Source organism: Pseudomonas sp. B28(2017), from assembly GCF_002113025.1.
Taxonomy (GTDB): Bacteria; Pseudomonadota; Gammaproteobacteria; order Pseudomonadales; family Pseudomonadaceae; genus Aquipseudomonas.
This window is the reverse complement of the sequence record NZ_NEJH01000005.1, coordinates 45,197-68,493: the sequence shown is the minus strand read 5'-3', so window position 1 is coordinate 68,493 and position 23,297 is coordinate 45,197. Positions and strand designations below refer to the sequence as shown.

Genomic DNA, 23,297 nt, shown 5'->3' with positions numbered 1-23,297 from the left:
AGCAGGCTCGTTCCCACATTTGTTTTGCGGTGCTGATTAGACGAACAACGACAACAGCAGGATAAAGCCCAGACCCACCACCGACAGGATGGTTTCCATCGCGGTCCAGGTCTTGAAGGTTTCAGCCACGGTCATGTTGAAGTACTGCTTGACCAGCCAGAAACCGGCGTCGTTGACGTGAGACAGGATCAACGAACCGGCACCGGTGGCCAGTACCAGCAGCTCACGATTCACACCCGGAATCATCCCCACCACCGGCACCACGATACCAGCGCCGGTAATGGTCGCCACGGTTGCCGAACCTGTGGCGATACGAATCACCGCCGCCACCAGCCAGGCCAGCAGGATCGGAGAGATCTGCGCGGCCACCGCCATGTTGCCGATCACGTTACCTACACCGCTGGTTACCAGCATCTGCTTGAAGCCACCACCGGCACCGATGATCAGGATGATCGCAGCGGTCGGCGCCAGGCTCGCATCCAGCCATTTCAGGATCTGTTGGGAACCGATGCCCTGCTTGTGACCGAAGGTGTACAGCGACAGCAGCAACGCCAGCAGCAGCGCCGAGATCGGGTGACCGATCAGGTCCATGAAGGTGCGGAAGAAGTTGCCGTCCGGCAGCACCACGTCGGCAAAGGTCTTGAGCAACATCAGGAACACCGGCGACAGCACGGTGACCAGGGTGATGCCGAAGCTCGGCAGATCGGTGGAGTCCGTCTCGCGCGCCAGTTGATCCACCAGCTCCTGATTCGGATGACCGGGGATGTGCTTGGCAATGAACGTACCGAAGATCGGACCGGCAATGATGGCCGTCGGCAGCGCCACGATCAGGCCGTACAGAATGGTCTTGCCGATGTCGGCACCGAACACGCCGATGGCCAGCAACGGACCCGGGTGCGGTGGCACCAGGCCGTGTACCGCGGACAGCCCCGCCAGCAGTGGAATACCAATCTTGATGATCGACACGCCGGTGCGGCGGGCCACGATGAACACCAACGGAATCAGCAACACGAAGCCGATTTCGAAGAACAGCGGGATGCCGACCAGGAACGCGGCGAACATCATCGCCCACTGCACCTTGTCCTTGCCAAAGGCGCGGATCAACGTCTGCGCAATCTGATCCGCACCGCCCGATTCGGCCATCATTTTGCCGAGCATCGTGCCCAGCGCAAGGATGATGCCGACAAAACCGAGTACGCCACCGAAGCCGTCCTGGAACGCCTTGATGATGGTACCGATCGGCATGCCGGAGGTAAGCCCGAGGAAAGCGGCGGCAATGGTCAGGGCAATGAACGGGTGGAACTTGAACCTGGTGATCAGGACGATAAGCCCGATCACCGTGACCACTGCATCGAGCAGCAGGAACGTCTCGTGGGACATGCCAAACATTGGGGGTGTCTCCTGGTTGTTGTTGTTATTAAAGCGGGTTGATCAAAAGTCGAAAGGACAGCGCTGTCTTTGCAAGCACACTCATACCGCCTGCTTCAGGCCGTTCGCCAGCCACCAGTCATGAGCCTGCGCAGCCAGTTGCTCGACGCTATGGGTCGAAGCATCCAGCGCCAGGGTCAGCGGCTCGCCGACGGGCGATTCGAGCGTGGCGAACTGGCTGTCGATCAAGGTCGACGGCATGAAGTGGCCCGGCCGATGGGACACACGGTCGGCGGCCACCTCGGGGGTCAACTCAAGGAACACGAAGCCCAGGCCCGGCAAGGCACTGCGCAGGCGTTCGCGATAGATGTGTTTGAGCGCCGAACAGGTCAGCACCGGGCGCTGGCCCATGGCGTCGACACGGCACAGTTCATCGCACAGGCTGTCGAGCCAGCCGGCGCGGTCTTCGTCGTTCAGGGGGATCCCCGCGCTCATCTTTTCGATATTGGCGGCAGGGTGGAAAGAGTCGCCTTCAATGGCAGTGGCGCCGCTCAGTTGGCACAGGGCCTCGCTGACGCACGTCTTGCCGCAACCGGCAACGCCCATGATGACCAGGGCGGTGATGGGATGATTCATGTAACACCTCAGCGCGCAGACAGCGCTACCTTTGCCAGTTATGACACTAGACCAAAAGCAGGAGTTGCCGACGCCTTTCTTGTCATTTTGTGGGTTGCAGCAGGTTATGTCCCAACACCAAAAAGCGAGGATCAGGCGAACCCCCGCTCACGCATTTGCAGCTGCATCGAGACAGCGCTACCTTAGTGCCTTGAATTTTGTTTGGCAAGCCGTCGATGAACACAACCAAGAACGATAAAAATACCCGCACCACTGGCCGCCCTACCCTCAACGAAGTTGCCCGACTGGCCGGTGTCAGCCCGATTACCGCTTCCCGCGCCCTGCGTGGCGTCAGCACCGTGGCCACCGAACTGGTGGAAAAAGTGCAGAAAGCGGCGCTGGAACTCAACTATGTCGTCAACCCTGCCGCCCGCGCCCTGGCCTCGGCCCAGAGCCAATCAGTCGTGGTTTTGGTGCCGTCGCTGTCCAACCTGCTGTTCATCGACACCCTGGAAGCCATTCATCAGGTTTTGCGGCCCAAGGGCTTCGAAGTGCTGATCGGCAACTTCCACTATTCGCGCGATGAAGAAGAAAACCTGCTGCGCAATTACATGGCTTATCAGCCACGTGGCTTGTTGCTGACCGGTTTCGACCGCACCGAAAGTTCACGGCGGATGATCGAAGCCAGCAATATTCCTTGCGTGTACATGATGGAGCTGGACAGTGCGGCCGGGCTCAATTGCGTTGGCTTTTCGCAACTGGCAGCCGGCGAAACGGCGGCCGAACACTTGCTGTCTCGCGGTCGCAAGCGTCTGGCCTACATCGGCGCGCAACTGGATCAACGCACCTTGCTGCGTGGCGAAGGGTTCCGCAAAGCCCTGCAAAAGGCCGGCTTGTATGACCCGGACCTGGAAGTGCTGACGCCGCGCTCGTCTTCGGTCGGCTTGGGTGGAGAACTGTTCCTGCAATTGCTCGCCAGTCATCCCGATGTCGATGCGATCTTCTTCGGTAACGATGACCTGGCCCAGGGCGCCTTGCTTGAAGCCATGCGCAATGGCATCAGGATTCCCGAGCAGGTGGCGATCCTCGGCTTCAACGATTTGCCCATGTCCGAACACATGGTCCCGCGCCTGAGCAGCATCAACACCCCGCGCGAGGCCATTGGCCGACGTGCGGCGGAGCAGATGCTCACGCTGATGGCCGGCAATACCGTGGCCAGGCCAGTGCAGGACATGGGGTTTGAGTTGAAGGTGCGCGAGAGTACATAGGCACGACACTTCACCTTTGTGGCGAGGGAGCTTGCTCCCGCCGGATTACGACGGCTGCGCCGCCGAACGGGGTGGTGTTCCGACAAGCCCCCTCGCCACAGGTAAGCCCTTTCACCCCACGCAAGCGGATTTCAACTAACCTTTTCAGAACAACGAATGTCGCTCATCGGTGGACACCCTGCCAGATTCCCGTAGCGCGTCGATTCGCTAACGGAGTAGCTCAATGGAACACTCACTGAAAATTCTCGGCAAAGCCTCGTCCATCAATGTCAGAAAAGTCCTGTGGACCTGCGAAGAACTGGGTATTGCCTACGAACGCGAGGACTGGGGCAGCGGCTTCGCGTCCACCCACAGCCCCGAGTTTCTCAGATTCAACCCCAACGCCAAGGTGCCGGTGATCATCGACGACGCCGGAGTGCTGTGGGAGTCCAATACCATTTGCCGTTACCTGGCCGGCAAACACCACCACCATCACAACGAATTGCTGCCCACTGAACCTGCGGCACGCGCCCGGGTGGAACAGTGGATGGACTGGCAAGCCACCGAGCTCAATCCGTCGTGGAGTTATGCATTCATGGCGCTGGTGCGCAAGGACCCGGAGTTCCAGGACGCCCATCGCCTCGAAGTCGGCGTCCGCGGCTGGAACCAGATGATGGGCATCCTCGAACATCAACTCGCGACCACCAGGGCCTATGTCGCCGGACCACGGTTTACCCTGGCTGACATCGTCATCGGCCTGTCCGTCAACCGCTGGCTGATGACCCCGATCGAGCGTCCGGACTACCCCGCTGTCGATGAGTATTTCAAACGCCTGGCGCAACACCGCGGGTTCCTGAAGCATTGCTGTAACGGCTTGCCTTGAATGGCCGCGGGTTGCCGCCCGTGGCAAGCTCGCGATGGACTCAAGAGCGCTGTGTTCAGCCAGGCAACACGCGTTATCGTTATCAACCATCGCATTTGCCGCGATCAGTTCAGTTGCAACGTCGAGTTGAACTGACTGATCGCATCCACCACATGTCGCGATCCCTGCTGAATTTCCAGGATCACTTCTCCCGCCTCGTTCGCCAGTTCCACACCAAGGCCGGTTCGGCTCAGGCTCGATTGCATGCTCGACACCGCGCTGAGGGACAAATCGTGGTTCTTGCGCACCACCTCGACAATCTCCAGCGTCGCCTGACTGGTGCGCGCCGCGAGGCTGCGTACTTCATCGGCCACCACCGCAAACCCGCGCCCGTGCTCACCGGCCCGTGCCGCTTCAATCGCCGCGTTGAGCGCCAGCAGGTTGGTCTGATCGGCAATGCCGCGGATGGTCTGCACGATAGTGCCGATGATGTCGGACTGCTTGTTCACGGCATCGATACTCAGTGCCGCTTCGTTCAGGTCCCGGGAAATGTCCTGGATAATCTGCACCGTCTGCTGCACCACCTCTGACCCCTTGCGGGCACAGGCGTCGTTTTGCACTGAGGTACTGTGGGCCGATTCGGCGGCGGTTTGCAGGGTGGTCATCTGGTTGGTGATGTCGCTGGCAAACTTGACCACTTTGTACAACCGCCCCTTGGCATCGAACAACGGGTTGTAGGACGCTTCGAGGAATATGGTCTGCCCCTGTTTGTTTCGGCGCTCGAAACGATGGGAGTGGTATTCGCCGCGATTGAGTGACGCCCAGAAATTCCGGTAACCCTGGGACTCGGCTTCGGCACGGTGGCAGAACAGGCTGTGATGCTGCCCCACCACTTCGTTGAGCGAGTACTGCATGGTTTTCAGGAAGTTTTCGTTGGCGGTGATGACCTTGCCTTCGGGCGTGAATTCGATCACGGCCATGGAGCGACCGATCGCGGAGAGCCGGCTTTCGTTTTCGTGTTCCTTGTTGACCCGGGCGGTGATGTCGGTAGCGACCTTGATCACGCTCCTGACTTGCCGGTCGGGGCCCAGCACCGGCATGTAGCTGGCTTCGAGCCAGATCTCCCGGCCGCTCTTGTGCAAGCGCAAAAAGGTTCCGCTCAGCGGCTCGCCCCGCGCCAGGTCGCGCCATAACCTGGTGTAGTCATCGCTGCGGTAATACTGCTCTTCACAAAAGATCCGGTGATGCTTGCCGCGCACTTCTTCGGCGCTGTAACCCATCGCACGGCAAAAGTTTTCATTGGCATCGATGACGATGCCGTCCGGGGTGAATTCAATCATCGCCATCGAACGACCGATCGCCGCCAACCTGGCATTAGCCTCGCTCAGCGCGCAGCTGAATCGTTCGATTTCCAGCAGGTCAGCCTTGTGATGTAGGTTGAACATTGTTGTATCACCTTCCGCGCGATTTCTTGATTGATGAAAGTTGCAGGTCTTTCAAATCCACCACTGCGTTCCGCAGAACAGGCACACGCATCCCTCCAAAAAGAAGGACTTGTCAGGTGATAAATGATGATCAAGCGGAGGGTCCTTATCGCGACACACTCATCAAGACATCCTTTTCTTGATAGCCCGCATGCGGGCCAGCCCTAACAGATTCAAGACAAATTCCATTTAGCGGACAGCTCCCTGTCATCAAGTGTCGGTGCCTTCGATTGCGCACTCTTGCGACCAGACATCGACCGCCTCATGACGGTCGACACAGTTAGTTACATCTGATCATAGACAGCAACCTTGGGCTTGCAAGGCCACTAGTCGGCCACTACTGAGGACAAAATCGGTTCAGCGACTTGTCGAGGGGGAAATGCTCGGAGAGCAAGATAGATCAGCGGCCGACAGTGAAAGCGGCGCTGGCTGCCGAATGATCTACAGCTCAAACACTGCAGAACTTTCAGAACAGACTACAAGCTGGCACTCACCCTGGTAGCCACCTCCCCCGGCACCCAGCCCTTCCACACCTGCGGCTGCTCACGCAAAAACGCCTCAGCGACTTCACGGGGTTTCTGGCGTTTTTCACTCATCTGGCCCAAGGTCTGGTTCAACAGATCAATCGGCAGGTCGACTTTTTCAAAGAATGTCACCAGGTCCGGGTATTGCGCCTTGAACGGTGCCGATACACCGATGGCCAGGCTGGCCGGCATCGAGCGTGTGCCTTTGGGGTTCGGGTTGTTGGCATCGGCCAGGGTTTTCCAGGCTTCAGCGTCGAACGGCGGCTCGTCGAGTTTCACCAGTCTGAATCGCCCCAGCAGTGGGGTCGGCGACCAGTAGTAGAACAGCACCGGTTTGCCACGGCGGATCGACGACGCCACCTCGGCATCCAGTGCGGCACCGGACCCCGTGCGGAAGTTGACGTAGCTGCCGGACAAGTCGTAAGCCTTGAGCTTCTGGCTGTTGACGATTTCCGAGGTCCAGCCGGTCGGGCTGTTGAGGAAGCGTCCGCGACTCGGGTCTTCGGGGTCGCGGAACACGTCCTTGTACTTCGCCAGATCAGCAACGGATTTCAGCTCCGGAGCCAACGGCTTGATGCCGCGTTCGGGATCGCCCTTGATCACGTACTCCGGCACCCACCAACCTTCGGTGGCGCCCTTGACCGTATCGCCGAGGCCGAACACCTTGCCCTCCGCGGCAGCCTTGACCCAGGCCGGGCTGCGTCCGGCCCACTCTTCACCGATGACCTGGATATCGTTTTTCGCCAGCGCCGCTTCAAGGCTGACGGTGCTGCCCGGCAGCGTGTCGGTCGGGTAGCCGTAACCTTTTTCAACGATCAGGCGCAGGATTTCGGTGATCAGGCTGCCGCTTTCCCAGGTGATGTCACCGAAGTGAATGGGTGCGGCTTTTTCCGTGGCCGATACCGGATGGGACAACAGGCTCAGGGCCAGCAACGAACTGCCGAGCAGGGTTTTGATCGATCTCATGCGGACCTCTTGTTCTGGAGTGGACGGTTCAGGGATTGATTGGCGCTGTGCCGGTCGCACAGGACCTGGGAACGGGTCATGTAGTCGCTGACCGAACGCAGCGAGATGCCCAGCGCAGCGGCAATTTGCGGATAGGTCAGGCCGTCGATCCGCGACAGCAGGAAGGTCGAGCGCACTTTGCCTGGCAGCCGCTGAAGACTGCGATCCACACGGGTCAGGGTCTGGGACAACTGCGCCAGCTCTTCCGGCGATTCGGCGTGGATCGGCCCGGCCTGTTGCAGTTGCTGTAGATACTGGCGCTCCAGATCACCTCGACGCCAACGCTGATAGAGCAGGCGCCGAGCGATGGTGGTGAGCAAGGCACGGGGTTCACGGATTGCCGTCAGGCCAGGCGCTTCGAGCAGTTGCACGAAGGTTTCGCAGGCAATGTCTTCGACTCCGGCGGCATCGTTCAGAGACTGACGCAGGCGTGTGCAGAGCCAGTGGTAATGAGCGCGGAACAGTCCGTCCACGTGTTTGCGATGAAGAATATCGGCGCCGGACATAGGGGCTCCTGGGTTAGGGGTCGCTGAATGTCCGGTGGTCCGGTGAGGCGAATCCTAGCAAGGAGCCTTATTCATTAATAATACTTAAAATTTATTTTTATATTCACTTTAGGAATTAAAAATTGCTTGCCCGCGAAAGAATAGATCTGTCGACCCAACACTCAGCCCCTACCGCAAAATCCCATACCCCAACGTCTCGGCTTCACGCTGATAGTCGAGCACTACCTGATAGTCGCTTTCGTTGGCCGGCAACACCTCAGACAACCCGAGGATTTCGGTGACATCAGGCAATTCACGCAACGCTTGACTCATCGCCTGCAACAGCGCTTGAGCCTGCTGATCGCTGACGGTGGCTGAGGTGATGTAGGGCAACGTCGGGCTGAAAGCACTGCGAGTGATCACGCGCAAACCGGCCACCTCCTCTGCGGCGTGGCGCGCCAGGTAGGCAAAGGTCACGCTGTCGATTGCCGCCAGATCGGCCAGGTCTTCGCGCAACCAGCGCAGGCTTTCGCGATGGCTGCCGCTGATTCCGACCTGAGCAAAAAACTGCCCGTCACGTTGCAACGGCGCCAACCGGTGGCGCAGCAAATTCATGCCGCTGTTGGAGTCCCGGCCATTGATCACCCCTCGGCTGTCGCGATAATCCGCCAGGGTTTGCCGTGCATCTTCGAGGCGTCCCAGGATCAGGCTGCAATGATTGCCGCCACTGCTGTCCGGCAGTTCATAACGAGGGCGCGCCAGCACCCGGACCTTGCCGCGCAATGCCGTCATCAGCGGATAGCCGCAGGTTTGTGTGAGCAGCAAGTGCGGCGACAGCCATACGTCCGGCAGTGACAGGCCTTCGGCATCAAGGCGGGTTTCGCCCAAGTGCTCGAGGATGCGCACCAGCCAGCGTTCGTTGGCCTGGTGGATGGGTTCGGGGGAGGTGTACATCAATAATTCGGTGAGGTGGTGGGTCATCGAAACTTCCTCATGCAACGCATATCCCCTGTGGGAGCGAGCCTGCTCGCGAAGGCGGCGTGTCAGTCGACATCAATGCAATCTGGCACAGCGCTTTCGCGAGCAGGCTCGCTCCCACAGCAGATCAGTGGCGATTCAAAAATCAGTAAAACGGATGCCTGGGGCTGTCGATGGCTTTGACGCCATGCTCACGCCACAACTGCCCATAACCTTGCACCAGAAACCCGCCACTGCGCGCCAACCATTGCTCGCGGCGGGCCCTGTAGGCGCGGGGCAAATCGTACCAGGGCAACCCCGGCAACTCGTGATGCACCAGGTGGAAATTAAGGTTCAGGAACAACCAGCGCCACGGCCAGGATGCCTCATTGAGCACGGTTCGTTGCTCCGGCGCCGCCTGAGGTCGATGTTCATAGTAGGAGCGAATCATGGCGATCGACAGCGCCGGCACACTGATCAAAAACAGGTAATGCCAAACCGGCAATACGCTCAAGCGTGTAATGAACAGCAGCATCAACCCGGTCATCGCGCCGTGACTCAGCCACATCAGCCAGGCCTGGCGCTCACCTGCCCTCAGGCGCTGCAGTTCTTCGCGAGCCAGCGTCAGCAAGGCCAGCGGCGCGCCAAAGGCAAAGCGGCCGAGCACGGTTTTGTTCAGCCAGTGCAGGCTGCGCACCAGGCGTGAACTGCCCTGCCACTGCTCGGCGCTCAGATAACGGCTTTCCGGATCGCGACCGGGGATCGTCAGGTCCTCGTCGCGGTGATGCAGCAAATGGCTATCGCGATACAAGGTGTACGGATACCAAACGGCAAACGGCGCGTAGCCAAGGATTTTGTTCAGGGTTGGCCAGCGCGTGGGATGGCCGTGCAGCAGTTCGTGTTGCACGGATAACCACAGCACCAGCAATGGGATCAGCAACAGCGTGCTCCACCACAAACCCAGCCGATGGCTATTCAGCACGATGCCAAACCAGCCGCCATACACGCCGGTCAACAGCAACCAGGTCGGCCATTCGGTGCGTGCGGTGAAGCGTCGACGCAAAGTTTCGATTTCTTGTTGGTGGGCGCTATCGAAGTAATGGGGCATGGCGTTGCTCAGATCGGGGACCAGTCCCCTTCTGTGCAATGGCCTTGGGAAATCCTGCAGATTATTTTCAGGAGGATCGCTCCCATGTTGCATGGGAGCGATCAATCAACGCGGGATCAGTGACCGAACACGCCGACCTTTTTGGCTTTCTTGTCCGCACGCTTTTCAATGGCGGTTTTCACTGGTTTCTTTTTCGTCGCTTTCTTTGCATCCATACCTTTGGACATGACGCGTACTCCACTCACAGGGATGTGAGATCAGGTATACACCTATCCCGGCGCGTGTGTTCTTTTATAATCGCGCGCTTTGCCTACCGACAGTCCAAAACCATGTCCGACATCCAATACACCCTGCTCGACGAGCCGTTATGGCCATTGATGAACAAGTTCTACCGCGCTCACCAATCGTCGATGAAGGCCGTGCGCGACGCACAGTTGTGGGTGGCCCGGCGTGACTGCATTGTTGCCGCGCTGTGTTTGCGTCCGGTGTCCGGTGGGCATTGGCTGACCGGGTTGTTTGTCGATCCCGGGTGTCGCGAACAAGGGATTGCCGCCGGGTTGATTGCGGCCGCGGTGCAGGATTGCGAACAGCCGGTGTGGTTGTTCTGTCATCCGGATTTGCGAGGGTTTTATGAGCGTCGCGGCTTTACTTTCGATCCGCCGATGCCTTACGCGATGGTTGAACGCTTGAGCCGATATGCGCGCAGCAAGCCGATGATTGCCATGGGGCTGGGGCTGGAGCTGAAGTAAACGAAATCAACAATGTGGGAGCGAGCCTGCTCGCTCCCACATTGGTTTGTGATGTGCATCAGTCGTCCGCGTTGGGATCCAGATCCGGGAACATCACCTCGGTGAAGCCAAACTTGCTGAAGTCAGTGATGCGCGACGGGTACAGGCGGCCGATCAGGTGATCGCATTCATGCTGTACCACCCGTGCATGGAACCCCGAGGCAATGCGCACGATGGGCTCGCCCTTGGGATCGACGCCTTCGTAGCGAATCTGCTGGTAACGCTGCACCGCGCCACGCAGGCCCGGTACGGACAAACAGCCTTCGAAACCCTCTTCCATGATCGGGCTCAGCGGTGTGATCAACGGGTTGATCAGGATCGTCTGCGGCACGGCCTCGGCATCCGGATAACGCTCGCTGTGCTCGAAACCGAAGATCACCAGTTGCAGGTCGACACCGATCTGCGGAGCAGCCAGGCCAACGCCCCCCACACTTTCCATGGTCTGGAACATGTCATCGATCAGTTGCCACAACTCGGGGCTGTCGAACATCTCGGCCGGTACTGGCGGGGCAACGCGCAACAGGCGCTCATCGCCCATTTTCAGAATTTCACGAATCATGATCAGGTTTCATCAATGGTCGGTTTGTGTGAGTGATCGCGCCCCAGTCCCGACACATGGTGCTTTTCCTCATGGACGGGACCATGTTCGCCAGCCACTTTTTCGCCAGGGTCCTTGCCCTCCCGCGACATGTGTTCGATCACCGCGTTCATCTCCGCGCCCAACAGTAGCACCGCAGCGGAAATGTAGAAGTACAGCAATAGCACAATGATTGCACCGATACTGCCATACATGGCGTTGTAGTTGGCGAACTCCTTGACGTACAAACCGAAGCCCAGGGAGGCGATGATCCACACGACCACCGCCAGCACCGAGCCTGGAGTGATGAAGCGAAACTCCTGTTTGACGTCGGGCATGACGTAGTAGATCAACGCCACCGCGACCATCAGCAGAATCACGATCACCGGCCAGCGTGCGATGGTCCAGAGCGTGACGATAAAGTACTCAAGGCCGACTTGTGCAGCGATCCACTCCATCACCTGCGGCCCGAGCACCATCAGCGCGGCGGCGATCAGCAGCATGCCGGCAATGCCGACGGTGTAGATGATCGACAACGGAAAACGTTTCCACAGCGGGCGCCCTTCTACCACGTCATAGGCAGCGTTCATCGCACTCATCATCAGCCGCACGCCAGCAGAGGCGGTATATAGCGCAATCACGATCCCCACCGAAAGCAATCCACCCTTGGATTGCTGAAGCTGGTCGATCACCGGGTTGACCTGTTCCAGTGCCTGGGGCGGCAGTACCAGTTCCGATTGCAGACGCAGCCAGGAGAAGAAGTCGGGCAGGTGCAGGAAGCCGATCAGGGCAATCAGGAACAGGATGAACGGAAACAGCGAAAACAGCATTTGATAGGCCAGCGCCGAGGCATAGGTCGACATCTCGTCGGCGACGAACTCGGTGACCGTGCGCATCATCACACGGTGCAGGGGCAAGCCTCTCATGTCTGGAAAAATCATTAGCGTCTCCATTCGCCGCATACGCATTTGGGTTGAAGTCGTGGCGACTCTGGGGCCGTTTCCTTCACCAAGGTAGCCCAGTTGGCGACTTTGAAACAAATTCAGTGTGCAAGTTCAGGCTGACACAAAAATGGCCATCCGGGGATGGCCGTTTCTTCTTTTCATTAAAGGCATTTCAATGGGAGGAAAAGTCGTTACACAAGGTTGACCGGGAGCTTTTGCAGGGAGTTTCATTTATTTCCACCACGACATTTCATCGTTCAGTGCAGGTTGCGCTTTATGTTTGCGGGCCAACCCCTGAGAATGCGCAACACATTCAGGCCATGGCGCTGAAGATCCAATCCCGTAGGAATGTTATGAAACTCGATAAAAAGCAGGCCATTGCCCGCAGAAACCAGGAACTCGGCGGTGCTGTGCTTGGCGTCAACAACTGCCACTTCACCGAATTGAACCGCAACCGCAATATCTGGTGGTTCGACATCCCGGTATCGCGTCTGGCCGTGGGTCAGTACGAGTGGATTCACCTGCTGATGCACACGCCGGACACCGACGAACTGCTGCACCTGAAAGTGCCGACCGTGTTCCTGCGCGAGAAGCTCGAAGGCCTGGTGGTACGCAATGAAGGCAAGCGCAAGGCTGCATTGAGCCTGGAACTGAGCGCCGACAAGGACTCCTTCCTGCAGGACATGCGCCCGGCAGGCGCCAACGTAAACTTCGCGCCGTTCCGCCAATAAAACAAAAAGCTTCGCGAGCAGGCTCGCTCCCACATTCAACCGAGTTTCGTCAGAAAGAATGCGGTCACATGTGGGAGCGAGCCTGCTCGCGAAAGCGGTCTGACAGACGCTGAGTTTTCCCTGTCGACCAACAAAAAGCCCCGCATCGGCGGGGCTTTTTGTTGATTACGCAGTGGCTTTCTTCGCGTTGATCTTCTTCAGCTCTTCATCGCGCAATTCTCGACGCAGGATCTTGCCGACGTTGGTGGTCGGCAGTGCATCGCGGAATTCCACGGCGCGCGGGACCTTGTAACCGGTGACGTTGGCGCGCATGTGCTCCATCACCTGTTCCTTGGTCAGGGTCACGCCCGGCTTGGCAACGATGAAAATCTTGATCGCCTCGCCCGACTTTTCGTCCGGCACGCCGATGGCCGCGCATTGCAGCACGCCCGGCAGGGTAGCCAGCACGTCTTCGAGCTCGTTCGGGTACACGTTGAAACCGGAAACCAGGATCATGTCTTTCTTGCGATCGACAATACGCATGTAGCCATCGGGCTGGATCAGCGCGATGTCACCGGTCTTCAACCAGCCTTCGCTGTCGAGGATCTCGTCGGTGGCTTCCTGGCGCTGCCAGTACCCCTTCATGACTTGCGGGCCCTTCACGCAAAGTTCGCCGATTTCGCCCAGCGGCTGCTCGACACCGGCATCGTTGATGACTTTGCACAGGGTCGACGGCACCGGAATGCCAATGGTGCCGACCTGGATGTGCTGAATCGGGTTCACCGTCGCCACCGGGCTGGTTTCGGTCATGCCGTAGCCTTCGCAGATGCCACAACCGGTCACCGCTTTCCAGCGTTCGGCCGCGGCCAGTTGCAGGGCCATGCCGCCCGACAAGGTCACTTTCAGCGCGGAGAAGTCCAGCTTGCGGAAACCTTCGTTGTTGCACAGGGCCACGAACAGCGTGTTCAAACCGACAAAGCCGCTGAACTTCCACTTCGACAGTTCCTTGACCATCGCCGGCAGGTCGCGCGGATTGCTGATCAGGATGTTGTGGTTACCCGCCAGCATCATTGCCATGCAGTGAAAGGTGAACGCATAGATGTGGTACAGCGGCAGCGGCGTGATCAGGACCTCGCAACCTTCATTGAGGTTGGAACCCATCAGCGCCTTGCACTGCAGCATGTTCGCCACCAGGTTGCGGTGGGTCAGCATCGCACCCTTGGCCACGCCGGTGGTGCCGCCGGTGTATTGCAGCACCGCGACATCGCTGCTGGCCGGGCTGGCTTCCGCCACTGGCTGGCCCAGGCCTTTGCTCAGCACGTCGTTGAACTTGACGGCTTTTGGCAAGTGATAGGCCGGCACCATCTTCTTCACATACTTGATGACGCTATTGACCAGCAAGCGCTTGAGCGGCGGCAGCAGGTCGGCGACTTCGGTGACGATCACATGCTTGACGCCGGTTTTCGGCACCACGGTTTCAGCCAGGTGCGCCATGTTGGCCAGGCAGACCAGGGCCTTGGCACCGGAGTCGTTGAATTGGTGTTCCATTTCCCGCGCGGTGTACAGCGGGTTGGTGTTGACCACGATCAGCCCGGCGCGGATGGCGCCGAAGACGGCAACCGGGTACTGCAACACGTTGGGCAGTTGCACGGCGATTCGATCGCCGGGCTGCAAGTCGGTATGCTGTTGCAGGTAAGCGGCAAACGCACCGGACAATTCGTACAGCTCACCGTAGGTGAGTGTCTTGCCCAGGTTGCTGAATGCCGGCTTGTTGGCGAAGCGTTGGCAGGATTGCTTCAACACTGCCTGAATATTCGGATACTCGTCTGGATTGATGTCGGCAGCAATCCCAGCTGGGTACTTATCCTTCCAAAAGTCTTCGATCATGGAAGCCCACTCCTCAGCAACGCGAATTCAGCACCGCATTTGATGCGATTATTATTGGTGTTTGGCCATTGGTGAATCTGGCTGATAGAAGGCCGAGAAGTCACAAAGCGCGCCGAGAGTAGCAGCTTTGCAAAGGGTCGACTAGAGCCAAAAGCAGGCTCTACGGTCACATTTGTGACTCAAGAATCACAAGCAGTCATTTTAGAGCAAAAAACCTATAAAGCTCTGAAGCCCACGAAAACCGGGGCTTTTGCTCTCCCCAAAAAGCATCGCGGGCAAGCCACGCTCTCACAGGGTTCGTGTCGTTCACATCCATTGTGTACGACACGAACCCTGTGAGAGCGTGGCTTGCCCCGGGCGGCGTTCCGACGATCCGCGCAAAGCGCGGCCATTCACCAATCAGGCAATATCACGCAACTCCCGCCGCAGGATCTTGCCCACCGGCGTCATCGGCAGCGATTCGCGCAGCACGATGTGCTTGGGTACCTTGTACGCCGTGAAGTTCTCCTTACAGTAAGCCTTCAGCTCTTCAAGGCTGACGCCCGCTTCACGGGCCACCACGAACAGCTTCACCGCCTCCCCCGACCGCTCGTCTGGCACACCGATGACCGCACAGTTGGCGACTTTCGGGTGTGCCATCACCACGTCTTCGATCTCGTTCGGGTACACGTTGAAACCCGAGACAATGATCATGTCCTTCTTGCGATCGACGATACGCACGAATCCGTCCGGGTCGATCACCGCGATATCACCGGACTTGAACCAGCCCTCGGCATCCAGCACTTCGGCCGTGGCATCAGGTTTCTGCCAGTAGCCCTTCATGATCTGCGGGCCCTTGATGCACAACTCGCCGCGTTCGCCCAAAGGTTGTTCGACGCCGTCATCGCTGATGACTTTCAGCGCAGTGCCCGGCACCGGCAAGCCGACCGTACCGATCCGCGACTGGTCGCCATACGGGTTGGTACAGGCCACCGGCGAGGTTTCGGTCAGGCCGTAACCTTCGGTGATGCGGCAACCGGTCAGTTGTTCCCAGCGTTCGGCTGTCGCCTTGACCAGCGCAGTGCCACCGGAGTTGGTGAGCTTGAGGCTGGAGAAGTCCAGGGTCTTGAAGTCCGGGTGATCCATCAGCGCGACGAACAGCGTGTTGAGCCCCAGCAGCGCCGAGAACCGCCAGTTCTTCAGTTCCTTGATGAAGCCACCGATGTCACGCGGGTTGGTGATCAGCACGTTGTGGTTGCCCGTCACCATCATGCACATGCAGTTCGCCGTGAAGGCATAGATGTGGTACAGCGGCAGCGGCGCGATCATGACCTCCTGCCCTTCGCGCAACAACGGTTGCCCGTCGCTGCCGAACTGTCCAAGACATGCCCGTGCCTGTTGCATGTTCGCCACCAGGTTGCCGTGGCTCAGCATCGCGCCCTTGGCCAGGCCGGTGGTGCCGCCGGTGTATTGCAGCACGGCAATGTCGTCGAGACCGACGTTCAGCGGCTTGATACCCAGGCCACGGCCCATGCGCAACGCGCTCTTGAAAGAAACGGCCTGGGGCAAGAAATAGTCCGGGACCATCTTCTTGACCTTGCTCACCATCGTGTTGACCAGCCAACCCTTGGCGGTAGGCATCAGGTCGCCCATCTTCGCTTCGATCAGGTACTGGATATCGGTGTCGGGGAGCACTTCCTGGACTTTCTGGCCGAACACGTTCAGGTACACCAGCGCCCGCGCACCGGAATCCTTGAACTGGTGTCGCATTTCCCGCGCGGTGTACAACGGGTTGGTGTTGACCACGATCAACCCGGCGCGCAAGGCCCCGAACACGGCAATCGGGTAATGCAGGACGTTGGGCATCTGCACCGCGATCCGGTCCCCTACCACCAGGTCGGTGTGGCCTTGCAGATAACCGGCGAAGGCCGCACTTTGGCGTTCCAGCTCCGCGTAGGTCAGGGTCACGCCCATGTTGCTGAACGCCGGGCGGTCAGCAAACTTCTTGCAGGAACGCTCGAACACCTCGATCACCGACTTGTAGGCTCCCGGATCGATATCCAGGGGTACTCCGGCCGGGCGTTTGTCATTCCAGAAATCAGGTTGCATTGTTCTTGTCCTCTTTACCTGAATCTATCCGGGGCCACTTTTCTGTCATTTTTCAAAAAAAATGCAAAAAGCGGAGCTTCACGGACACTAGCAGTTATGACGTAGCAGGCAAATATGCCCACCGCCGTCATTGATCCCATGAATCTTCTTGCCGTGGCGCAAGCTGATCAGACGCCCGGCCAAGGATGCGCTATAAACTGCAACGAGCTGTTTGCGACCAGGCAGCCTCATGCAAAGGAACCGCCATGATCCATGACACATTCTGGCTGACCACGAGCGACCACAGCCGCCTCTTCGTCAACCAGTGGCTACCCGAGGGCAGCCTCAAGGCAATGATTCTGCTGGCCCATGGCATGGCCGAACACAGCGGTCGCTATGGACCCCTTGCGCAAAAACTCTGTGATCAGGGCTATGGCGTGTGCGCACCGGACCTGCGTGGACATGGCAAAACTGCCGAAAACGGGACACTGGGGCATTTCGCCGATGACAATGGCTGGTCCAAGGTCGTGAGCGACCTGGCCTGCCTCAACCAGCACATCGGCCAGCAGCACCCTGGCATACCGATCGTACTGCTCGGTCACAGCATGGGCAGCTACGTTGCCCAGGCTTATCTGCTGCACCACAGCGCCAGCCTGCACGGGGCAATCCTCAGCGGCTCGAACTTCCAGCCTGTGGCGCTTTATCGCGCGGCACGGCAAATCGCCCGTTTCGAACGCCTGCGCCAGGGCCGCCAAGGGCGTAGCGCATTGATCGAATGGCTGTCGTTCGGCTCGTTCAACAACAAGTTCAAACCGGCACGCACGCCGTTCGACTGGCTCAGCCGTGATCCGGCGCAGGTCGATCTGTACGTCAACGACCCGCTCTGCGGTTTCCGTTGCACCAATCAACTGTGGATCGACTTGCTCGGTGGCTTGCAGCAAATCAGCAAAGCGTCCAATCTCGCGCAGATCGACCCGGGCCTGCCGTTGCTGGTGATTGGCGGTGAATGTGATCCGGTGAGCGAAGGCAAACGTCTCAAGGATCTGGCCGACGCGCTGCGGGCGGCCGGCAGCCAGCACCTGCAACTGACCGTTTACCCGCAGGCACGGCACGAACTGTTCAACGAGAGCAACCGCGATGAAATCATCGCCGATGTGCTGAACTGGATCGCACAGGCCTTGAGCACGCCTCGGCCGCACCGGTCCGAATAGCTTTATTTGTGAATTTTTTAATTCGTCACAGGAATTGAGACAGATGACCCAGGTTACCAACACCCCTTACGAAGCCCTCGAAATCGGCCAGACCGCCAGCTTCAGCAAGACCGTCGAAGAGCGCGACATTCAGTTGTTCGCCGCGATGTCCGGCGATCACAACCCGGTGCACCTGGATGCCGAATACGCCGCCAGCACCATGTTCAAGGAGCGCATCGCCCACGGCATGTTCAGCGGTGCGCTGATCAGCGCGGCGGTTGCCTGCGAACTGCCTGGACCGGGGACTATCTACATCGGCCAGCAAATGAGCTTTCAGAAACCGGTGAAGATCGGCGATACCCTGACCGTACGCCTGGAAATTCTCGAAAAACTGCCGAAGTTTCGCGTACGCATTGCCACTCGCGTGTTCAACCAGCGCGATGAACTGGTGGTGGATGGCGAGGCGGAAATCCTCGCACCACGCAAGCAACAGAGCGTGACGTTGACCACGCTGCCGGCCATCAGCATCGGCTGATTGACCGCTCAAAAACAAACAATCTGGGAGCGAGCAGGCTCGCTCCCACATTTACTTCAGCTCAGCCTGGCTTACGAACGGGCACGCGCCTGGTTACGCAGGGCCTTGTCCTGATCGTGATTGCGCTGGACACCAGGATACTGACGCTCAACCAGGTCACGAATGCCCACCAGGTTGTGCTTGTTGATTTTCTCCATGAATTGGCCTGCATGCAGAATGTCTGTATTTTCCAGACTGACTGAATCAAGACGACCGACCGATGAATCCTGAAAAGCTCGAACTGCTGATCACCCGCGAAATGCCTTTCGGCAAATACAAGGGTCGAATCATTGCCGACCTGCCCGGCCCTTACCTGAACTGGTTCGCCCGGGAGGGTTTCCCTCACGGCGAGTTGGGCGGCCTGCTGGCCCTGATGCAGGAAATCGATCACAACGGCTTGTCGGACCTGCTCGAACCGCTACGCGCCAAACACGGCAAACCGGCCCCGCGCCACTGAATCACCTACCGAGTAACCCATGCCCGACAACACCCGCCGTGCCCGTGATGAAGCCTTCTGGCAAACCTTTGCCGACCGCTACGATGTCGAACCCGGCCCGCTCAACCTGGAGAACGGTTACTTCGGTCGCATGTCGCGCACGGTGGTCGAGGAATACCAGCGCAACATCGAGCTCATCAATCGCAGCAATTCGGTCTACGTGCGCCAGCGCTTCGAACAGGGCGACAGCCTGAAGATTCGCGCGCAACTGGCCAGGTTGACAGGCGCACCCGCCGACAGCATCGCCCTGACCCGTAACGCGTCGGAAGGTTTGCAGTCGCTGATCCGCAACTACAACCGGCTGCAGCCCGGCGATCAGGTACTGGTTTGCGACCTGGAATACGACACGGTCAAAGGCGCCATGCGCTGGCTGGCACGCAATCGTGGTGTCGAAGTGATCGAGATCGAACACGCACACCCGGCAACCTTCGACAGCCTGCTCAATACCTATCGGGAAGTCTTCGCACGGCATCCGCGGCTGAAGCTGATGGCCCTGACCCACGTCACCCATCGCACGGGCCTGGTGATGCCGGTACAGGCGATTGCAGCCGCAGCGAAGGAACATGGCATCGACGTCATCCTCGACGGGGCCCATGCCCTCGGCCAACTCGAATTTGATCTGGCCGGGCTTGGTATCGCCTTCGCTGGCTACAACCTGCACAAGTGGATCGGCGCACCGCTGACGCTCGGCTTCATCTACATCGCCCCCGAGCGCCTGGCCGACATCGACCCGGACATGGGCGAAATGCACTTCCCGCTCACTGACATTCGCGCCCGTACGCCGTACAGCACACCGAACATTCCTGCGCTGCTGACCTTGCCGCTGGTACTCGAGGAGCATCACGCCATGGGCGGCGCGGCAGCCAAGGGTTCGCGGCTCAACTACCTGCGCAACCTGTGGGTCCGCCCCGTACGCGCACTGTCGGGCATCGAAGTCCTGACCCCGGACGACCCGCGACTGTACTGCGGCATCACGGCCTTGCGCTTCATCGCACAGGCCGATCAGCAGGCGATGGTCGAGCGGCTGCTCAAGGACTACAACCTGTTCACCGTGGTACGCACCGGCGCGGCCTGCGGCCCGTGCATCCGCATCACTCCGGGGCTGACCACCACCGCCGGGCACATGACGCGGCTGACCACGGCGTTGGCGCAATTGAGCTGACCTGTAGGAGCGAGCTGGCTCCGGGCGGCGTTCCGACGATGGTCGTGAACGATAACCCGGGAACCCGATAGCCAGCGGTGCCTGGAGGTTTTTCGCGAGCAAAAAAAAACGGTGCACCGACCAAGCGCACCGTAAAGCCGTAGAACACACAACGAGTGTCGAGTGAAGCGATCAGTCCAGCAGCGCCAAAGCCTCGGCGGTGCATTCCTGAATGCGGGACCAGTCGCCGTTCTTGATCCACTCCGGATCAAGCATCCAGCTACCGCCCACGCACATGACGTTTTTCAACGCCATGTAGCTCTTGATATTGGCCGGGCCAACGCCGCCGGTCGGGCAGAATTTCACTTCGCCGAACGGGCCGCCCAAAGCCTTGATGGCTGCGACGCCACCGCTGACTTCGGCCGGGAACAACTTGAATCGACGGTAACCCAGAGCGTAGCCTTCCATGATGCCCGAGGCATTACTGATGCCTGGCAGCAGTGGAATCGGGCTGGAGACGCTGGCTTCCAGCAAGTCGCGAGTGATGCCCGGCGTGACGATGAATTGCGAGCCCGCCGCTTCGGCGGCAGCCAGCATCTGGCGATCGAGCACGGTGCCGGCACCGGTCACCAGCTCCGGACGCTGCTCGCGCAGAATCTGGATGGCCTTGAGGCCGAATTGCGAACGCAGGGTCACTTCCAGGGCCGTCAGGCCTCCGGCCGCGAGCGCATCGGCCAACGGCAGAACGTCCTGCTCGCGGGCGATGGTGATCACCGGCAGAATCCGCGCTTTCGCGCAGAGGCTGTCGATCAGGGCAACTTTGTCCGCCATGGAAACGGTCGGGGATGGGTTTGTCATAGCGGCTGTTCCTTGGCTCATGGGCACCAGTAAATCTCTAACGTGGGTTGCAGAAATGCGCGCACCGGCATTTCGGCGACATCGTCACCGGCCAGCGCGAAACTCAGGGTGGTCAGCTTGGACTGACCGGAAATCGACAGAACTTTATGTTTGGCCGAGGCCAGTAGCGCGCGGCTCATGGTCAGGCGCTGACGCGGCACGGTCGGCGCCAGCATCGGCCAGCAACGACGTGTGCCGTCGACTTTCAAGGCTTCGCCAAGGTTCGGGCTGTTGGGGAACAGCGACGCGGTGTGGCCGTCATCGCCCATGCCGAGGATCAGGACGTCGATCGCCGGCAACTCGGACAGTAAACGGTCGGCCTGCTCGGCTGCCTGTTCAAGGTTGGCACTGGCGCTGTACAGGCTCAGGAACTGCGCCTTGGCCGCCGGGCCTTGCAACAGATATTTCTTGAGCAGGCCAGCGTTACTGTCGGCGTGCTCCACCGGCACCCAGCGCTCGTCGGCCAGGCTGATCACCACATTGGACCAGTCCAGCGTCTGCTTGGCCAGGTGCTGGAAAAACGCCACCGGGCTGCGGCCACCGGACACCACCAGCGTCGCTGTGCCCTGAGCGTCGATTGCATCGCTCAATTGTTTGGCCACATTCAGTGCCAGGCTTTCGGCCAGCAGCACCGGGCTCTTGAACGCATGGGCGCTGACGCCCTGCGGCAGTTTCAAATCAGATATCGCCATACCATGACCTCCCGTCCCGCGTGATCAGAGCGATGGAGCTCATCGGCCCCCAGGACCCGGCCGCGTACGGCTTGGGCGCATCGCCGGATTTTTTCCACCCGGCGATCAACTGGTCACACCACTTCCACGCGGCTTCGATTTCATCTTTACGGACAAACAGGTTCTGATTGCCACGCATCACTTCCAGCAACAACCGCTCGTAGGCATCGGGAATCCGTGCGCTGCTCCAGGTGTCGGAAAAATTCAGCTGCAATGGACCGCTGCGCAGCTGCATGCCTTTGTCCAGGCCTTGATCCTTGGTCATCACACGCAAGGAAATGCCTTCGTCCGGTTGCAGGCGGATAATCAGCTTATTGCTGATTTGCAGGCGCTGCTCGGGAGCGAAGATGTAGTGCGACGGTTCCTTGAAGTGGATGACGATCTGCGACAGCTTCTGCGGCATGCGCTTGCCGGTACGCAGGTAAAACGGCACGCCGGCCCAGCGCCAGTTACGGATGTCGGCACGCAGGGCGACGAAGGTTTCGGTGTCGCTCTGGGTGTTGGAATTGGGTTCTTCCAGGTACCCCGGTACCGCCTTGCCTTCGCTGTAGCCGGCGATGTACTGGCCACGCACCACTTGAGTGGTCAGGCCTTCCGGGCTGATCGGCGCCAGGGCCTTGAGCACTTTGACCTTCTCGTCACGGATGCTGTCGGCGGACAGGTCGGCCGGCGGGTCCATGGCGATCAGGCAGAGCAGTTGCAGCAGGTGGTTCTGGATCATGTCGCGCAACTGGCCAGCCTTGTCGAAGTAACCCCAGCGGCCTTCGATACCGACCTTCTCGGCCACGGTGATTTCCACGTGGGAAATGTAGTTCTGGTTCCACTGGGTTTCGAACAGGCTGTTGGCGAAACGCAGGGCGATCAGGTTCTGGACGGTCTCTTTGCCCAGGTAGTGGTCGATGCGGTAGGTGCGGTTCTCCGGGAAGAATTGCGCCACGGCGTCGTTGACCTTGCGCGAGGACTCCAGGTCCGAACCGATGGGTTTTTCCAGCACCACACGGGTGTTTTGCGCCAGGCCGACCTTGGCCAGGTTTTCGCAAATCGCGCCGTATACGGCGGCCGGAGTCGCAAAGTAGGCGATGACCCGCTGTGCGGTACCGGCGACTTCGGCCAGGGCCACATAATCTTCGGTTTTGAGGAAGTCGACGTGCAGGTAGCTCAGCCGCGCCAGAAAACGCTCGACCACGGCATCGTCCAGCTCTTTGGCACCGACATAGCGGCGCAGCTCGGAGGCGATGAACGTCAGGTGTTCCTGCTCACTGCCCGGCTCACGGGCCAGCGCGATAATACGCGTGTCCTCGTGCAGCAGGCCGGCGCCGTCGAGTTGATAGAGGGCAGGAAACAGCTTGCGCAAGGCCAGATCGCCCAGGGCGCCGAACAAGGCAAAGGTGCACGGTTCAACCGTAATCGAGAGCATGATGTTTGTTCTTTTATCAAGTTAAGCTACAAATACCTTTTTTCAAGGCATCACTCAAGGGAAAATGTAGTAATAACCACAACATTTTCGCAAAATACAGATTCCGAGTGGTGGTCGGTCGGAGCCATCAGTAGGATAGGCCACCGTTACGGGCCTCACCAAAGGCCCTTTTTGCATTAGCCGCGCGCTTATCGGTGCCGGTGAATCAAGGAATCCCATATGG

General features: G+C 59.3%; 21 protein-coding genes and 3 pseudogenes. 8 read left to right on the top strand and 16 right to left on the bottom strand.

Features of this window, described 5'->3' with window-relative positions; genetic code table 11:
- Window positions 1–36 precede the first annotated feature (36 nt).
- Window positions 37–1,389 (bottom strand): GntP family permease, encoded by a 1,353-nt coding sequence (locus tag CAF65_RS15835; protein WP_085717117.1) that lies wholly within the window; start codon window positions 1,387–1,389, stop codon window positions 37–39.
- A gap of 81 nt (window positions 1,390–1,470) precedes the next feature.
- A complete protein-coding gene (locus CAF65_RS15830) occupies window positions 1,471–2,004 on the bottom strand; it encodes a gluconokinase (RefSeq protein WP_085717116.1) in 534 nt (177 codons plus the stop codon).
- Window positions 2,005–2,219: 215 nt separating this feature from the next.
- Between CAF65_RS15830 and CAF65_RS15825 the strand changes: the two genes are divergently transcribed.
- Window positions 2,220–3,251 (top strand): LacI family DNA-binding transcriptional regulator, encoded by a 1,032-nt coding sequence (locus tag CAF65_RS15825; RefSeq protein ID WP_085717115.1) that lies wholly within the window; start codon window positions 2,220–2,222, stop codon window positions 3,249–3,251.
- A gap of 223 nt (window positions 3,252–3,474) precedes the next feature.
- Entirely contained in the window at window positions 3,475–4,113 is a 639-nt protein-coding gene (locus CAF65_RS15820) for a glutathione S-transferase family protein (RefSeq protein WP_085717114.1), read from the top strand.
- Between the two features lie 104 nt (window positions 4,114–4,217).
- Here the strand turns inward: CAF65_RS15820 and CAF65_RS29045 are convergent.
- The 6 genes and pseudogenes from CAF65_RS29045 to CAF65_RS15795 form a co-directional block, all read right to left on the bottom strand.
- Window positions 4,218–4,634 (bottom strand): annotated as a pseudogene (locus CAF65_RS29045) (methyl-accepting chemotaxis protein); the annotation flags it as partial.
- Window positions 4,635–4,766: 132 nt separating this feature from the next.
- Window positions 4,767–5,537: pseudogene (locus CAF65_RS29040) on the bottom strand (PAS domain-containing protein); the annotation flags it as partial.
- Window positions 5,538–6,052: 515 nt separating this feature from the next.
- Window positions 6,053–7,066: an ABC transporter substrate-binding protein gene (locus CAF65_RS15810; protein WP_085717112.1), complete on the bottom strand. Its 1,014-nt coding sequence runs from the start codon at window positions 7,064–7,066 to the stop codon at window positions 6,053–6,055.
- Window positions 7,063–7,611: a sigma-70 family RNA polymerase sigma factor gene (locus tag CAF65_RS15805; RefSeq protein ID WP_085717111.1), complete on the bottom strand. Its 549-nt coding sequence runs from the start codon at window positions 7,609–7,611 to the stop codon at window positions 7,063–7,065. The genes CAF65_RS15810 and CAF65_RS15805 overlap by 4 nt, the downstream gene beginning before the upstream one ends.
- Before the next feature lie 168 nt (window positions 7,612–7,779).
- Window positions 7,780–8,571, bottom strand: coding sequence for a phosphate/phosphite/phosphonate ABC transporter substrate-binding protein (locus CAF65_RS15800; protein WP_085717110.1), 792 nt, complete (start codon window positions 8,569–8,571; stop codon window positions 7,780–7,782).
- Window positions 8,572–8,713: 142 nt separating this feature from the next.
- On the bottom strand, window positions 8,714–9,655 hold the full coding sequence (locus CAF65_RS15795) for a fatty acid desaturase (RefSeq protein WP_085717109.1): 942 nt from the start codon (window positions 9,653–9,655) through the stop codon (window positions 8,714–8,716).
- A 329-nt stretch (window positions 9,656–9,984) separates the two neighbouring features.
- Here CAF65_RS15795 and CAF65_RS15790 point away from each other — a divergent pair, with 329 nt between their 5' ends.
- Entirely contained in the window at window positions 9,985–10,404 is a 420-nt protein-coding gene (locus CAF65_RS15790) for a GNAT family N-acetyltransferase (protein WP_085717108.1), read from the top strand.
- A 58-nt stretch (window positions 10,405–10,462) separates the two neighbouring features.
- Here CAF65_RS15790 and def read toward each other — a convergent pair whose 3' ends face one another.
- Window positions 10,463–11,002, bottom strand: coding sequence for a peptide deformylase (gene def, locus CAF65_RS15785; RefSeq protein ID WP_085717107.1), 540 nt, complete (start codon window positions 11,000–11,002; stop codon window positions 10,463–10,465).
- 2 nt (window positions 11,003–11,004) lie between these two features.
- The gene (locus CAF65_RS15780) at window positions 11,005–11,961 is read right to left on the bottom strand and encodes a YihY/virulence factor BrkB family protein (protein ID WP_085717106.1); all 957 of its coding nucleotides are present in this window, start codon (window positions 11,959–11,961) and stop codon (window positions 11,005–11,007) included.
- A 356-nt stretch (window positions 11,962–12,317) separates the two neighbouring features.
- Between CAF65_RS15780 and CAF65_RS15775 the strand changes: the two genes are divergently transcribed.
- Window positions 12,318–12,695, top strand: a complete 378-nt coding sequence (locus tag CAF65_RS15775; protein ID WP_085717105.1) for a hypothetical protein — start codon at window positions 12,318–12,320, stop codon at window positions 12,693–12,695.
- Between the two features lie 165 nt (window positions 12,696–12,860).
- Here the strand turns inward: CAF65_RS15775 and fadD1 are convergent, their stop codons facing one another.
- On the bottom strand, window positions 12,861–14,561 hold the full coding sequence (gene fadD1 / locus CAF65_RS15770) for a long-chain-fatty-acid--CoA ligase FadD1 (RefSeq protein ID WP_085717104.1): 1,701 nt from the start codon (window positions 14,559–14,561) through the stop codon (window positions 12,861–12,863).
- A gap of 399 nt (window positions 14,562–14,960) precedes the next feature.
- Entirely contained in the window at window positions 14,961–16,649 is a 1,689-nt protein-coding gene (fadD2, locus tag CAF65_RS15765) for a long-chain-fatty-acid--CoA ligase FadD2 (protein WP_085717103.1), read from the bottom strand.
- Between the two features lie 245 nt (window positions 16,650–16,894).
- On the opposite strand from fadD2, the gene CAF65_RS15760 reads away from it, so the two are divergent.
- The gene (locus CAF65_RS15760) at window positions 16,895–17,839 is read left to right on the top strand and encodes an alpha/beta hydrolase (protein WP_085717102.1); all 945 of its coding nucleotides are present in this window, start codon (window positions 16,895–16,897) and stop codon (window positions 17,837–17,839) included.
- Between the two features lie 43 nt (window positions 17,840–17,882).
- Window positions 17,883–18,353, top strand: coding sequence for a MaoC family dehydratase (locus CAF65_RS15755; protein WP_085717101.1), 471 nt, complete (start codon window positions 17,883–17,885; stop codon window positions 18,351–18,353).
- Window positions 18,354–18,424: 71 nt separating this feature from the next.
- Here CAF65_RS15755 and CAF65_RS15750 read toward each other — a convergent pair.
- A pseudogene (locus tag CAF65_RS15750) lies at window positions 18,425–18,550 on the bottom strand (aldehyde dehydrogenase); the annotation flags it as partial.
- A 62-nt stretch (window positions 18,551–18,612) separates the two neighbouring features.
- On the opposite strand from CAF65_RS15750, the gene CAF65_RS15745 reads away from it, so the two are divergent.
- The gene (locus CAF65_RS15745) at window positions 18,613–18,849 is read left to right on the top strand and encodes a DUF3820 family protein (RefSeq protein ID WP_003227425.1); all 237 of its coding nucleotides are present in this window, start codon (window positions 18,613–18,615) and stop codon (window positions 18,847–18,849) included.
- 19 nt (window positions 18,850–18,868) lie between these two features.
- A complete protein-coding gene (locus CAF65_RS15740; protein ID WP_085717100.1) occupies window positions 18,869–20,050 on the top strand; it encodes an aminotransferase class V-fold PLP-dependent enzyme in 1,182 nt (393 codons plus the stop codon).
- A gap of 171 nt (window positions 20,051–20,221) precedes the next feature.
- Here the strand turns inward: CAF65_RS15740 and CAF65_RS15735 are convergent, their stop codons facing one another.
- From CAF65_RS15735 to zwf, 3 genes are read right to left on the bottom strand one after another with little or no spacing between them, the layout of a single operon-like run.
- Complete coding sequence (locus CAF65_RS15735; RefSeq protein ID WP_085717099.1) at window positions 20,222–20,887, bottom strand: bifunctional 4-hydroxy-2-oxoglutarate aldolase/2-dehydro-3-deoxy-phosphogluconate aldolase; 666 nt, start codon at window positions 20,885–20,887, stop codon at window positions 20,222–20,224.
- A gap of 17 nt (window positions 20,888–20,904) precedes the next feature.
- Window positions 20,905–21,618 carry a 6-phosphogluconolactonase gene (gene pgl, locus CAF65_RS15730; protein WP_085717098.1) on the bottom strand — a complete coding sequence of 238 codons (714 nt, stop codon included), beginning with the start codon at window positions 21,616–21,618 and terminating at the stop codon, window positions 20,905–20,907.
- Window positions 21,605–23,074, bottom strand: a complete 1,470-nt coding sequence (gene zwf, locus CAF65_RS15725; protein ID WP_085717097.1) for a glucose-6-phosphate dehydrogenase — start codon at window positions 23,072–23,074, stop codon at window positions 21,605–21,607. The genes pgl and zwf overlap by 14 nt, the downstream gene beginning before the upstream one ends.
- Window positions 23,075–23,297: the final 223 nt, after the last annotated feature.